Source organism: Pseudomonas sp. GYB4201 (assembly GCF_056312595.1).
In genome coordinates, this window is record NZ_JBWGIG010000059.1 from 1 (window position 1) to 13,204 (window position 13,204).

A 13,204-nucleotide genomic window follows, 5' to 3' on the forward strand; every position below is an offset into this window, starting at 1 on the left:
CGTCGACAAGGGCAAGTACGGCGCCGGCAAGGCGCAGCTGGCCAGCCTGAGCATGAAGGTCGAAAGCTACGCCCTGGACATGGGCGCACCGCCGGCCAACCTCAACCAGCTGGTGACCAAGCCGGCCACGGCGGGCAACTGGGCTGGCCCCTACGCCAAGCCATCGGACTTGAAAGATCCGTTCGGCCATCCGTTCGGCTACCGCTTCCCCGGCGAACACGGCAGCTTCGACCTGATCTTCTACGGCCAGGACGGCCAGCCAGGCGGCGAAGGCTACAACGCCGACCTGGGCAACTGGGAATAACCATGCAGCGCGCCCGCGGCTTCACCCTGCTGGAAATGCTCGTGGTCATCGTGCTCATCGGCGTGGCCGCGGGGCTGGTGGGCTATGGCTTGCAGCGTGGGTTGCACAGCGCCGGCGAGCGCAAGGCGCTGGCGCAGATGGTCGATGCCCTGCGCGCCTCGCGGGTGCAGGCGATTGTCAGCGGCCAGCCGGCGCGCACCGGTTTCGACCTGCGCGCCCGCACCGTGCAGGCGCCGGGCAAGCCCGTGGCCCACTGGCCCAGCGATTGGCAAGTGCGCCTGCAGACCGCCGACGGCCTGGGCGCCGGGTTCGAGTTCTACCCTGACGGCGGTGCCAGTGGCGGCAACGTGCTGATCACCCAAGGCCAGCGCCAGTGGCGCATCGACGTCGCCTGGCTGACCGGCAACGTGCGCCTGCGTGACCTGCAATGAACCGCCAACGCGGTTTCACCCTCCTGGAAATGCTCGCGGCGCTGGCGGTGCTGGCGCTGTGCGCGACCGTGCTGCTGGGTGCCTTCGGCGAAAGCGCGCGGGCCTTGCAGCAGAGCGCGCGCAGCGACCGCCTGAACCTGGCGGCGCGCTCGCTGATGGACGAGTTGGGCGAAGGCCCGCTGGCCAGCGGCCGGCGCCAGGGCCACTGGCAAGGCGTGGCCTGGGTCTGCGACGTCAGCCAGGTGCCGTCGGTGGCCGGCGCGGCGCGGCTGTTCCGCCTGCAACTGACCCTGAAGGCCGACGGCCGCCACGCGCAGTTCAGCACCTTGCGGGTGCGCGGCTCGTGAGGCGTGAACGCGGTTTCACCTTGCTGGAAATCCTCGTGGTGCTGAGCCTGCTGGGCGTGCTGCTGGGCCTGGTGGCCACGGCGCTGGTGGGCGCCAACCACGCCGTGGCCAAGGCGCAGGTGTTCAGCGAGCGCCTGGACGAGGTGCGCGCTGCACAAACGTTTCTGCGCCGCGCCATTGGCCAGGCGCTGCCGGTGGCCCAGGGCGACGTCACGGCCAAGCCGGCGCGCTTTGTCGGCCACGCCGCTGCCATGACCTTTTATGCGCCGCTGCCGGACTCGATTGGCGGCGGCCTGTACCAGCAACAGCTGGGCCTGGTGCACCAGCAACTACAGGTGCGCCTGGCTCGGCTGGACGGCCAGGCCCTGAGCGCCTTCGGCGAGCCCCAGGTGCTGCTGCGCGAGGTACAACAGCTGGCCTTCAGCTACCGCGGGCTGTCGCCCCTGGCCAAGGACAGCGGCTGGCTGGCCGAGTGGCCGTGGCCCGAGCGCCTGCCGCGCGCGGTGCGCATCGAGGCGACGCTGCGTGGCGTGGTGCCCTGGGTGCGCGAGCAGGTCAGCCTGCGCCTGGACCTGGCCAGCGAGGCGGCGCCATGAACCGCCAACGCGGCGTGGCGCTGCTGCTGGTGCTGTGGGTGCTGGCGCTGCTGGGCACCTTGCTGGCGGCGCTGGCCGGCACTGTGCAACTGCAGCACCGCCAGGCGCTGTGGCAGGCGGCCAACGCCCAGGCGCTGTTCGCCGCCGAGGCCGGCCTGGGGCAGGCAGTAATGGCCTTGCAGGGGCGTGACGTGGAGGCGCGCTGGCGCGCCGATGGCGCAGCGCATGCGCTGGTGTTCGATGGCGCCCAAGTGGCGGTCAGCGTGGTCAGCGAGCGCGGCAAGCTGGACCTCAACGCCGCGTCCCTGGCCGATGTGCGACGGCTGCTGAAGGCCTGCGGCGGCGCGCCCGAGTCGGCCCTCCAGGCCCTGGAGCGGCAGCGCAACGGCCCCGTGCCGCTGCGCACCCTGGACGAATTACGCGAGCTGCCGGGCATGAGCTACGCGCTGTACCACTGCGCCTTGCCCTGGGTAACCGTGTGGGCCGGCCAGGCGCAACCCGACCCGGCACTGGCGCCGCCGCCACTGGCCCAGGCCCTGGGCCTGCCACGCGTGCGTTTGAGCGGCGCCGACCCCGGGCAAATTTTCACCGTGGTCAGCCAGGCGACCCTGCCCAGCGGCTACCACGCCACCTTGCAGGTAACCCTGATGTTGATCACCGCGAAGGAGGGCGCCAGGCCATACCGGGTCCTGCGCTGGCAAGAATGAACCTGACCGCACTCCGTCGGCCGCTCGCCGACCTTCAGCGCCGCTGGCAGGCCAGCCTGGCGCGGCGTTGGCTGCAGCTGTGGCTTGACGAGCTGCACGGCCTGCTGCCGCCCGCGTGGCGTGCGCGCCTGGCCACGGCGCCGCTGACGCAACGGCTGGCGTGGCCGCTGCACGACACCTTCGACCGGCGCCTGCCGGCTGTGCTGGTCTTGCCTGCCCAGGAGGTGATGGCGCAGACCATCAGCCTACCCGTGGCGGCCACGGCGGAGCTGCAGCGGGTGCTGGCCTTCGAGATCGATCGCTACACGCCTTACCCGGCCGAGCAGGTGCAGTTCGCCGCACGTGTCGAGCGCACGCGCGGCGACACGGCGCAGGTGCGGCTGGTGGCGGTCCATCGCGGGCGGCTGCGGGGCATCCTCGAGCACTGCCACGCGGCAGGGCTGGCGGTGGTCGGCGTCGATGCCCAGGGCCTCGACCTGTTGCCCGCCGAGCTGCGCCCCCCGGCGCCTGCCGCCTGGCTCAACCGCGTGCTGGCACTGGGCGTGGTGGTGTCGTTGGCGGCGCTGATGCTGGTGCTGCTGAACGGTCGCCAGGCCAGTGTCGCGCGCATGCAGGCCCAGGTGCAGCAGCAACGCCAGCAGGTGCAGGCCCTGGAGCAACAGCGCCGCGAGCTCACCGATACCCAGGGCGCTGCCAGCTACCTGGCGCGCCTCAAGCAGGCGCGGCCGACCGTGACGGCGCTGCTGACCGAACTCACCCAGTGCCTGGGCGACGACACCTGGCTTGAACAGTTGGAGGTACACGATGGCGGCGAGCTGAACATCAGCGGCCAGAGCAAGCATGCCAGCGCCTTGATCACCCGCGCCCATGCTTGCCACAGCCTGCAGGACCCGCGCTTCCAGGGCGTGATCCAGCCGGATGGGCAAACCGGCAACGAGCGCTTTTCGCTGGTGGCCCACCTCACCCAGGAGGCCGTCGATGCGCCGTCAACCCACGCGCAATGAGCGCCGTATCCTCGCCCTGGCCGTGCTGGCATTGCTGCTGTGGGCGGCCTGGCAACTGCTGGTCGCCAGCTGGTTCAGCGCGCCCATGGCCGAGCTGGCCGAACAGGCCGCCACCCTGCAGGCCCAGCACCAGCGTTACGCCCGGGTACTGGCCGAGGGGCCGGCGTTGCAGGCGGCGCTGGCCCAGGCCCGGCAAAACCCCAGCGCGCGGCGCAGCCTGTTGCCCGGCAACGACCCCAGCGCCGCGGCAGCTGACCTGATGCAGGCCGCCGTCGACCGGGTCAAGGCCGTGGCCGCCCTGGGCCCTGGCTGCGAAGTCACCCAGCGCATGCCCATCGTGCCCGAGGCCGACAGCGGCCAGGCCTACCGGCAAGTCAAGGTCAGCCTGACCCTGGCCTGCGCCAGCGAACCGCTGATGCAACTGCTGCACGGCCTGGAATATGGCCAGCCGTACCTGTTCGTCGAAGCGCTCAGCGTGCACCGCAACAACGACGCTCCGGCGGCCGGCGGCCCAGGGCGGCTGAGCGTGCAGCTGCTGTTGCGCGGCTACCTGACTGGCGCTGCCGCCGCCAAGGAGCCACGACCATGAGCCACAAGCGCCTGTTGTTGCTGGCAATCAATGCACTGCTGCTGGGCGGCTTGGCCTGGGCATGGCTGGACCAGGATCACGGCGTGGCCTGGCTGCCCGCCGAGGGCAAGGCCCCTGTGCCAGCCCCGCCTGCGCCACCGCCGGCCATGGTCGAGCTGCCCGAGGCCCAGCGCCAGCTGGCCTGGCAGCAGCCGTTGTTCAGCCCCGGCCGCCAACCCGACGCCCCCAAGGCTGCCGCAGCGCAAACCCTGGACGGCGTGCGCCTGAGCGGCGTGGTGGTCGACGGCCAGGCCAGCTGGGCGCTGCTGCGCCTGGCCGACCAGCGCTCGCTGAAGCTGGCCCGCGGCGCCGCGCTGGACAGCGGCTGGGTGCTAAGCCAGGTCGAGGCCACCAGCGCCACCTTCCAGCGCCAGGGCCAGGCCCGCACTTTGAGCCTGCCCGTGCCGCGCCTGCCGGCGTCGGCGGCAACGCCCCCCATTACCCTTCCACACGTAACGGCACCATGACCCACACCTATCGCCTCACCCCCATCGCCGCGCGCCTGCGCACCCCCTCGCTGGGGATGGCGGCCGCGCTGGCCCTGGCCGGTTGCGCCGGGCAACCCCATGAACTGGCCAACGACCCGGCGCTGCTGCACGAGGCCCTGGCCGGCACCGGCGCGCAACGGCCGGTGCTGCCGCCCAGCGCAGCGGTCATCGACGCCCCCGCGCCGGCCCGGGCGCCGGCTGCGCGGCAGATCATCAGCGGCAACCAGCGCTTCATCCGCCCCCAGGCGCCGGCCAAGGCGGCGGAGGGCGGGGCGGGCGACATCATGTTCAACTTCACCGACCAGCCCATCGAGGCGGTGATCAACACGGTGATGGGCGACCTGCTGCACGCCAACTACAGCATCGCCCAGGGCGTGAAGGGCAACGTCAGCTTCTCCACCTCGAAACCGGTGAACAAGCAGCAGGCGCTGTCGATCCTCGAGACCCTGCTGTCGTGGAGCGACAACGCCATGATCCGCCAGGGCGACCGCTACGTGATCCTGCCCGCCGCCCAGGCGGTGGCCGGCAAGCTGGTGCCGGAGATGCCGGTGGCGGCGCCCACCAGCGGCTTGTCGGCGCGGCTGTACCCGCTCAAATACATTGCCGCTGGCGAGATGCAGAAGCTGCTCAAGCCGTTCGTGCGCGACACCGCCTTTCTGCTGGTGGACCCGGCGCGCAACGTGCTCAGCCTGGCCGGCACGCCGCAGGAGCTGGCCAACTACCAGGACACCATCGACACCTTCGACGTTGACTGGCTCAAGGGCATGTCCATTGGCGTCTACGGCCTGCAGCACGCCGCAGTGGCCGAGCTGATGCCGCAGTTGCAGAAGCTGTTCGGCCCCGACAGCGGCCTGCCGTTGGCGAGCATGGTCAAGTTCATGCCCAACGAGCGCACCAATTCCATCGTCGCCATCTCGCCGCAGCCGGCCTACCTGCAGGAGGTGGGCGACTGGATCAAGACCATCGACGAGGGCGGTGGCAACGAGCCGCAGATGTATGTGTACGACGTACGTAATATGAAAGCCACGGACCTGGCCAAGTACCTTCGGCAGATCTACGGCAGCGGCCAGGTCAAGGACGACAGCGCCGCCAAAGTGGCGCCGGGGCTGCGCACCACCACGCTGTCGTCGCTCAACGGCAGCAGCGGCACCAGCACCGCCACGGCCGGTTTGACGACCCAGGCCACCACCCGGCAGCAACCCCAAAGTGACGACGACAGCGACGCCGACGCCAGCTCCGACGACAGTAGCGCCGCCGCCCAGGGCACGCAGAAAACCCTGGAAGACAGCGTGCGCATCACCGCGCAGAAAGGCACCAACCAGCTGCTGGTGCGCACCCGCCCGGCGCAGTGGAAGGAAATCGAGGCGGCCATCAAGCGCCTGGACAACCGGCCGCTGCAGGTGCAGATCGAAACGCGCATCCTCGAGGTCAAGCTCACCGGCGAGCTGGACCTGGGCGTGCAATGGTACCTGGGCAAGCTGGCCGGCAATTCCACCAGCACCACGGTGGCCAACAGCAGCGGTTCCCAAGGTGCGCTCGGCAGTGGCGGGGCAGGGCTGGGCTCCACTGACACGGCGTTCTATTCCTTTGTCAGCAGCAACTTCCAGGTGGCCCTGCACGCATTGGAAACCAGCGGCCGCACCCAGGTGCTGTCGGCGCCGTCGCTGGTGGTGATGAATAACCAGCAGGCGCAGATCCAGGTGGGCGACAACATTCCCATCAGCCAGACCACGGTGAACACCAGCACTTCGGACACCACCCTGAGCAGCGTCGAGTACGTGCAGACCGGCGTGATTCTCGACGTCACCCCGCGCATCAATCCGGGCGGCCTGGTCTACCTGGATGTGCAGCAGCAGGTCAGCGACGCCGACACCAGCAGCGTCACCACCAGCCAGCCCAACCCCAGCATCTCCACACGTTCGGTGTCCACCCAGGTGGCGGTGCAAAGCGGCCAGACCGTGCTGCTGGGCGGGTTGATCAAGCAGGACAACAGCGAGAGCGTGTCCAGCGTGCCGGGCCTGGGCCGCATCCCCGGCCTGCGCTGGTTGTTCGGCAGCACCAGCAAGGCCAAGGACCGCACCGAGCTGATCGTGCTGATCACCCCGCGCGTGGTCGCCAGCGCCGACGATGCGCGGCAGGCCACCGATGATTACCGGCAGCAGATGCAGTTGCTCAAGCCCTGACGCGGCCTGCGCTGAAGATCTCCAGCGTAGAAAAGGGCCAGCGCAGCCTTCGGCAGCGGCTACACCGCACCCGCGTAGCAGCTGCCGCCTGGCTGCGTCCGGCTATGGCGCGGTATGCCTGGGGATGCGTGGTGTGTTCGGACGCGGCCTGCGGCCGCTGCTACAGGTGCGCGATCCGTAGCCGCAGCCTTCGGCAGCGGCTACACCGAACCTGCGTAGCAGCTGCCGCCAGGCTGCGTCTGGCTAAGGCGCGGTATGCCTGGGGATGCGCGGTGTGTTTGGACGCGGCCAGCGGTCGCTGCTACGCCAGGCTGCGCTGGTCCCGGCGTGGCCTGAAGGTTTTCAGCGTAGAAAAGGGCCAGCGCAGCCTTCGGCAGCGGCTACACCGAACCCGCGTAGCAGCTGCCGCCAGGCTGCGTCCGGCTATGGCGCGGTATGCCTGGGGATGCGCGGTGTGTTTGGACGCGGCCTGCGGCCGCTGCTACGCCAGGCTGCGCTGGTCCCGGCGTGCCCTGAAGATCTCCAGCGTGGAAAAGGGCCAGCGCAGCCTTCGGCAGCGGCTACACCGAACCTGCGTCCCAGCCGCTGCGCCAACACGGCGCAGCGCGCACAAACCGAGTGCTCCACACCAGACCGTTTGGTAAAAACCTGTCGCGTCTTTTTGCTATCCGCTTGATCCACAACGCCTTATTCCCCTGGCACACATCCTGCTATCGCTGAACCCGGTCATGCCAAGGCATTTGCCTGCAGCTACTTATGGAGAAGTGATTGTGGAGCACTGTTCTTTCCCGCGTGTCTGGGCCTTTACCGCATTGACCCTGGCGGCTGCGCCAACCACCTGGGCCGCCACCGGCCCGTCGGTGGCCGCCAACCCGCTGCCCGAGGACACGCCCTGGTTCAACCAGGACGTGACCCTGATCGGCAGCAAGGACATCAGCTTCGGCCCGCGGCCTTCCGACGACATCTACCTGGAATACGAGTACTACGGCCGCAAGGGCCCGTACGAGCTGTACGGCTACATCGACGCGCCCAAGGTGCTGGGCATCGGCAACAGCCATGACAGCGGCGAATGGGACAAGGGCTCGCCGGTGTTCATGGAGCACGAGCCGCGCATCTCCATCGACGAACTCACCGGCCACACGCTCGGCTTCGGGCCGTTCAAGGAGTTCTACCTGGCGTTCGACTGGATCTACGACATGGGCCACACGAAAGCCGACCGCGCCAACACCCTGTACAGCGGCCTGGGCACCGACATCAAGACCGGCACCCCGGTGATCCTCTCGGCCAACCTGTACGCGCGCCGGCAATGGGAAAACTACGGCGCCGCCAACGAGAACAGCTGGGACGGCTACCGCGCGCAGCTCAAGTACATCCTGCCGCTCAAGCACTTCGGCAACGGCGCCTCGCTGACCTACATCGGCTTCACCAACTACGACTTCGGCTCCGACCTGCACGAAGAGGCCGGCGCCACGCGCACCGCCAACGCCACCGTGGCCACCAACGTGCTGCTGTACAACTTCAAGCACCTGCGGCTGATGGCGGCCGGGCGCTACTTCCACAACGGCGGGCAATGGAAGGACGGCACCGAGCTGAACTTCGGCGACGGCAACTTCAACGCCCGTTCCACCGGGTGGGGCTACTACTTCGGCGTCGGCTATCAATTCTGATCTGGCCTGGCGGCGTGCCGCCGGTTATCGTCTGGCAGCTGTTTTACCGGTGAAGTGTTTCCATGGAGGGCGTACATGCAGTCGCAACCTGTAGAAGTGTGTCCAGCGGCAACTGATGGCTGGCTGGCCCAGGAGGTCATCCGCCGCAAGCGCGACGGCGGCGCGCTGGCCAGCGGCGATATCCAGCGCTTTGTCGCCGGCATCGCCGACGGCAGCCTGTGCGAGGGCCAGGTGGCGGCGTTCGCCATGGCGGTGTGCATACGCGGCATGAGCCTGGACGAACGCATTGCCCTGAGCACGGCCATGCGCGACTCCGGCCAGGTGCTGCGCTGGAACCTGCCGGGGCCGGTGGTGGACAAGCATTCCACCGGCGGCGTCGGCGATTGCGTCAGCCTGGTGCTGGCGCCGTTGCTGGCCGCTTGTGGCTGCTACGTGCCGATGATTTCCGGGCGCGGCCTGGGCCATACCGGCGGCACCCTGGACAAGCTGCAAAGCATCCCCGGCTACAACCTGCAGCCCAGTGCCCTGCAGCTGCGCGAGGTGGTGGCCGCGGTCGGCTGCGCCATCATCGGCCAGACCGCCGACCTGGCGCCGGCGGATCGCCGCCTGTACGGCATCCGCGACGTCACCGCGACGGTGGAGTCCATCGACCTGATCACCGCCTCTATCCTGGCCAAGAAACTCGCGGCCGGGCTGGACGTGCTGGTGATGGACGTAAAAAGCGGCAACGGCGCCTTCATGGTCGCCACCCAGGATGCCCAGGCCCTGGCCGACAGCATCGTCGCCGTGGCCAACGGTGCCGGGGTGCGCACCCGCGCGCTGGTCACCGACATGAGCCAGCCGTTGGCGCGCAGCGCCGGCAACGCCCTGGAAGTGGCCGAGGCCATTGCCCTGCTGCAGGGCCAGGTGCGCAGCCCGCGGTTGTGGGAGGTGACCCTGGCGCTGGGCGCCGAGGCGCTGGTGGCGGCGGGCAGGGCGGACAACCCGGTTGCGGCGCGCGAGCAACTGCTGCACGCCTGGCACAGCGGCGCGGCGCTGGCGCGGTTCCAGCAGATGGTGGCGGCGCTGGGTGGCCCGGCCGACCTGGTGCAGCGCCCAGGCCAGTATTTGGCCCAGGCGCCGGTCCAGCGGGCGGTATGGCCCGCCGCGCCCGGCCAGGTCCGGGCTATCGACACCCGTGCAGTAGGCATGGGCGTGGTGCTGCTGGGCGGCGGCCGCCGCCACCCTGACGATATTTTGGACTTGTCGGTCGGTTTTCGCGACCTGGCGTTCGTGGGCGAAGCGGTTGGCCGCCAGCGCCCGCTGGGCTGGGTGCATGCAGCCAGCGAAACGGCGGCCGAAACCGCCGCCCAGGCCCTGCGCAATGCCTACTTTTTGGGCACGGGAGGCCAGAGTGTTTGTTGACCGAACACTCAATTGTGCGTGTACCAACATCCGGGCTCGCCCCCGCGCCCAGTAACGGCTAACCTATGCCGGCAACTCCCAGCCCCGGGGCCAATGACGGACCCCGGGCTGCATCCGCATGCCCAGATTTGAGGAATAAAAATGGCCAAGGCCGCAGATGTCGTCGTTCAATGCCTGGAAAACGAAGGCGTCGAATATGTGTTCGGTATTCCAGGTGAAGAAAACCTGGACCTGCTTGAATCCCTGCGCAAATCGCCGATCAAGCTGATTTTGACCCGCCACGAGCAATCGGCCGGCTTCATGGCTGCCACCTACGGCCGCCTGACCGGCAAGACCGGCGTCAGCCTGTCCACCCTCGGCCCGGGCGCGACCAACCTGGTGACCGCCGGCGCCTATGCCTACCTGGGCGGCATGCCCATGCTGATGATTACCGGCCAGAAGCCGATCAAGAAGTCCAAGCAGGGCCGCTTCCAGATTCTGGACGTGGTCGGCATGATGCAACCACTGACCAAGTACACGCATCAACTGGCCTCCGCCGACAACATCCCGTCGCGCGTGCGTGAAGCCTTCCGCCTGGCCGAAGAAGAAAAACCGGGTGCCGTGCACCTGGAGCTGCCTGAAGACATTGCTGCCGAGCAGACCGACAGCATGCCGATCACCCCGAGCCTGCACCGCCGCCCGCTGGCCGAGCACAAGGCCATCGAGGCCGCCGTGGCCAAGCTCAAGGCTGCCCGCAGCCCGATCCTGGTGATCGGCGCCGGCGCCAACCGCAAGATGACCGCCAAGGTCCTGCGCCAGCTGATCGACAAGACCAACGTGCCATTTGTCACCACGCAAATGGGTAAAGGTGTGGTCGACGAGCGCCACCCGCGCTTCCTGGGCAACGCCGCGCTGTCGGCCGGTGACTTCGTGCACCGCGCTGTCGAAGCCGCCGACCTGATCGTCAACATCGGTCACGACGTGATCGAGAAGCCGCCGTTCTTCATGGTGCGTGGCGGTACCGAAGTCATCCACATCAACTTCCGTTCGGCTGAAGTGGACCCGGTGTACTTCCCGCAGATCGAAGTGGTGGGCGACATCGCCAACGCCGTGTGGCAGATCAGCGAAGCCCTGGAGCCCCAGCCGCACTGGGACTTCACCCGCCTGATGACCATCCGCGAGGCCAACGAGGCGCAGATCGCCGAAGGCGCCGACGACAACCGCTTCCCGATCTACCCGCAGCGCATGGTCGCCGACGTCCGTCGCGCCCTGCCTTCGGAAGGCATCGTGGCCCTGGACAACGGCATCTACAAGATCTGGTTCGCGCGCAACTACAAGGCCCACAAGCCTAACACCGTGCTGCTGGACAACGCCCTGGCGACCATGGGCGCCGGCCTGCCGTCGGCCATGGCCTCGCACCTGGTGTACCCGGACCGTCCGGTAGTGGCCGTGTGCGGCGACGGCGGCTTCATGATGAACAGCCAGGAACTGGAAACCGCGGTACGCCTGAAGATGAACCTCACCGTCATCATCCTGCGTGACGATGGCTACGGCATGATCCGCTGGAAACAGTCGAACATGGGCTTCACCGACTACGGCCTGGACTACGGCAACCCGGACTTCGTGATGTACGCGCAGTCCTACGGTGCCAAGGGCCACCGCGTGGAAAGCGCCGAAGGCTTCCTGCCGCTGCTGGAACAGTGCCTGTCCACCCCGGGCGTGCACGTGATCGACTGCCCGGTCGATTACTCCGAGAATGACTTCATTCTCAACAGCGAGCTCAAGCGCCGCAGCGCCTTGGTGTAAGCGGCCCTGACGCGGCCTGCGGCCGCTGCTACGGTGGATTGCGTGCGCAAACCCCTGACGCGGCCTGCGGCCGCTGCTACGGTGGATTGCGTATGCAAACCCCTGACGCGGCCTTGCGGCCGCTGCTACGGTGGATTGCGTGCGCAAACCCCTGACGCGGCCTTGCGGTCGCTGCTACGGTGGATTGCGTGCGCAAACCCCGTAGCAGCGGCCGCAGGCCGCGTCCCCACTCCCCACGCATTCGCCTTTCACTGAACATCCCCCGCACGGCTGGCATACTAGGCACTTTGACTGCCACCGCCAGGCGCCCCATGCTCAAACCCTCCGCTCCGAACCCCACCCCGTCGTCGCCCATGCAACGCGGCCGTCGCCTGCTGCGCTCACGTTGGCGCACCGGCCGCCAGCGCGCCGTCTTCTGGGTCGGCGCGCTGCTGGTGGGCCTGGTGGCGCTGGCCTTCGCCTGGCTGGCGGACCAGTCCTTCGCCCTGTTCCAGCGCCTGCTGGCGATCGCCCCCTGGGCGCCACTGCTGGTCACGCCCCTGGGCTTTGCCGGCCTGGCTTGGGTCACCCAGCGCTGGTTCGTCGGCGCCAAGGGCAGCGGCATTCCCCAGGTGATCGCCGCGCTGGAGCTGCCGTCGCGCAGTTTTCGCAACCGCGTGCTGGGCCTGCCGGTGGCGGCGGCGCGCATGCTGTTGACCCTGGGGGCGCTGCTGGTGGGTGGTTCCGTGGGCCGCGAAGGCCCCACGGTGCACCTGGGCGCCGCAGTGCTGCACGCCTTCGGCACCCGCCTGGGGCTGCACAGCCGCCGCACGGTGGCCGGGCTGATCCTGGCCGGCGGCGCGGCGGGCATCGCCGCGGCCTTCAACACGCCGCTGGCCGGGGTGGTGTTCGCCATTGAAGAGCTGAGCCGCACCTTTGAACAGCGCTTCAGCGGCCTGGTGCTGACCGCCGTGCTGATCGGCGGCGCGGTGACCCTCGGGCTGATGGGCCATTACGCCTACTTCGGCGAGGTGGGCGGCCACCTGCCCGCCGGCTGGGGCTGGAGCGAGGTGCCGGTGTGCGCGGTGCTGGGTGGGGTGTTGGGCGGGGTCTACGTCAAGCTGGTGCTGCCCGCACGCACGGGTTGGCTGGGCCGCCTGTGTGCCCTGCGCGAACGTGGGCCGGTGCGTTTTGCCGGCGCCTGTGGCCTGTTGCTGGCGGTGCTGGGGCTGGTGTCCGGCAACCACGTGTTCGGCACCGGTTACCAGGAAACCCATGCCTTGCTCGACGGCCAGCCGATCACCGGCAGCAGCTTTTTGCTGTGGAAGTTCCTGGCCAACGTGGTGTCCTACCTGGCCGGCATCCCGGGCGGGCTGTTCTCGCCGTCGCTGAGCATTGGCGCCGCCTTCGCGCCGTTGCTGGCGTGGCTGCCCGGCTTCAACCTGCAGACCTGCGCGTTGCTGGGTATGGGCGCTTACCTGGCCGGCGTCACGCGCTCGCCGCTGACGGCCTCGGTGATCGTGCTGGAATTGTCCCACAGCCCGGACCTGGCCATTCCCATGCTCGGCACCACGCTGCTGGCAGCCGCGATATCGGGCTGGATCGCCCCGGTGTCGCTGTACCACGCCCTGGCGCATCAGTTCCTGGAACGGTTTGCCCCGCGCAAGCCCTGAGGGGCTGC

Annotated in this window: 13 protein-coding genes; all 13 read left to right on the forward strand. The window is 68.8% G+C overall.

What is annotated here, in order from left to right:
• On the forward strand, positions 1 to 304 hold a 304-nt coding region (locus tag AC0Z2B_RS30865; protein ID WP_476301787.1), incomplete at its 5' end, for a type II secretion system protein GspG.
• Between the two features lie 2 nt (positions 305 to 306).
• The gene (locus AC0Z2B_RS30870) at positions 307 to 735 is read left to right on the forward strand and encodes a prepilin-type N-terminal cleavage/methylation domain-containing protein (RefSeq protein WP_476301789.1); all 429 of its coding nucleotides are present in this window, start codon (positions 307 to 309) and stop codon (positions 733 to 735) included.
• Positions 732 to 1,082 (forward strand): prepilin-type N-terminal cleavage/methylation domain-containing protein, encoded by a 351-nt coding sequence (locus tag AC0Z2B_RS30875; RefSeq protein WP_476301791.1) that lies wholly within the window; start codon positions 732 to 734, stop codon positions 1,080 to 1,082. The genes AC0Z2B_RS30870 and AC0Z2B_RS30875 overlap by 4 nt, the downstream gene beginning before the upstream one ends.
• Positions 1,079 to 1,678 carry a prepilin-type N-terminal cleavage/methylation domain-containing protein gene (locus AC0Z2B_RS30880; protein ID WP_476301793.1) on the forward strand — a complete coding sequence of 200 codons (600 nt, stop codon included), beginning with the start codon at positions 1,079 to 1,081 and terminating at the stop codon, positions 1,676 to 1,678. Before AC0Z2B_RS30875 ends, AC0Z2B_RS30880 begins: the two co-directional genes overlap by 4 nt.
• The gene (locus tag AC0Z2B_RS30885; protein WP_476301794.1) at positions 1,675 to 2,385 is read left to right on the forward strand and encodes a type II secretion system minor pseudopilin GspK; all 711 of its coding nucleotides are present in this window, start codon (positions 1,675 to 1,677) and stop codon (positions 2,383 to 2,385) included. Before AC0Z2B_RS30880 ends, AC0Z2B_RS30885 begins: the two co-directional genes overlap by 4 nt.
• Positions 2,382 to 3,389: a type II secretion system protein GspL gene (locus AC0Z2B_RS30890; RefSeq protein ID WP_476301796.1), complete on the forward strand. Its 1,008-nt coding sequence runs from the start codon at positions 2,382 to 2,384 to the stop codon at positions 3,387 to 3,389. Before AC0Z2B_RS30885 ends, AC0Z2B_RS30890 begins: the two co-directional genes overlap by 4 nt.
• Positions 3,364 to 3,978 carry a type II secretion system protein GspM gene (gspM, locus tag AC0Z2B_RS30895; protein ID WP_476301798.1) on the forward strand — a complete coding sequence of 205 codons (615 nt, stop codon included), beginning with the start codon at positions 3,364 to 3,366 and terminating at the stop codon, positions 3,976 to 3,978. Before AC0Z2B_RS30890 ends, gspM begins: the two co-directional genes overlap by 26 nt.
• Positions 3,975 to 4,484 (forward strand): type II secretion system protein N, encoded by a 510-nt coding sequence (locus tag AC0Z2B_RS30900; RefSeq protein WP_476301800.1) that lies wholly within the window; start codon positions 3,975 to 3,977, stop codon positions 4,482 to 4,484. The genes gspM and AC0Z2B_RS30900 overlap by 4 nt, the downstream gene beginning before the upstream one ends.
• Before the next feature lie 56 nt (positions 4,485 to 4,540).
• The gene (gspD, locus tag AC0Z2B_RS30905) at positions 4,541 to 6,688 is read left to right on the forward strand and encodes a type II secretion system secretin GspD (protein ID WP_476301837.1); all 2,148 of its coding nucleotides are present in this window, start codon (positions 4,541 to 4,543) and stop codon (positions 6,686 to 6,688) included.
• A 770-nt stretch (positions 6,689 to 7,458) separates the two neighbouring features.
• On the forward strand, positions 7,459 to 8,355 hold the full coding sequence (locus AC0Z2B_RS30910) for a nucleoside-specific channel-forming protein Tsx (protein ID WP_476301802.1): 897 nt from the start codon (positions 7,459 to 7,461) through the stop codon (positions 8,353 to 8,355).
• A 75-nt stretch (positions 8,356 to 8,430) separates the two neighbouring features.
• Complete coding sequence (gene deoA, locus AC0Z2B_RS30915) at positions 8,431 to 9,759, forward strand: thymidine phosphorylase (protein WP_476301805.1); 1,329 nt, start codon at positions 8,431 to 8,433, stop codon at positions 9,757 to 9,759.
• A 141-nt stretch (positions 9,760 to 9,900) separates the two neighbouring features.
• Positions 9,901 to 11,544, forward strand: a complete 1,644-nt coding sequence (locus AC0Z2B_RS30920; RefSeq protein WP_473006534.1) for an acetolactate synthase large subunit — start codon at positions 9,901 to 9,903, stop codon at positions 11,542 to 11,544.
• Between the two features lie 311 nt (positions 11,545 to 11,855).
• Positions 11,856 to 13,196 carry a chloride channel protein gene (locus tag AC0Z2B_RS30925; RefSeq protein WP_476301808.1) on the forward strand — a complete coding sequence of 447 codons (1,341 nt, stop codon included), beginning with the start codon at positions 11,856 to 11,858 and terminating at the stop codon, positions 13,194 to 13,196.
• Positions 13,197 to 13,204 lie beyond the last annotated feature (8 nt).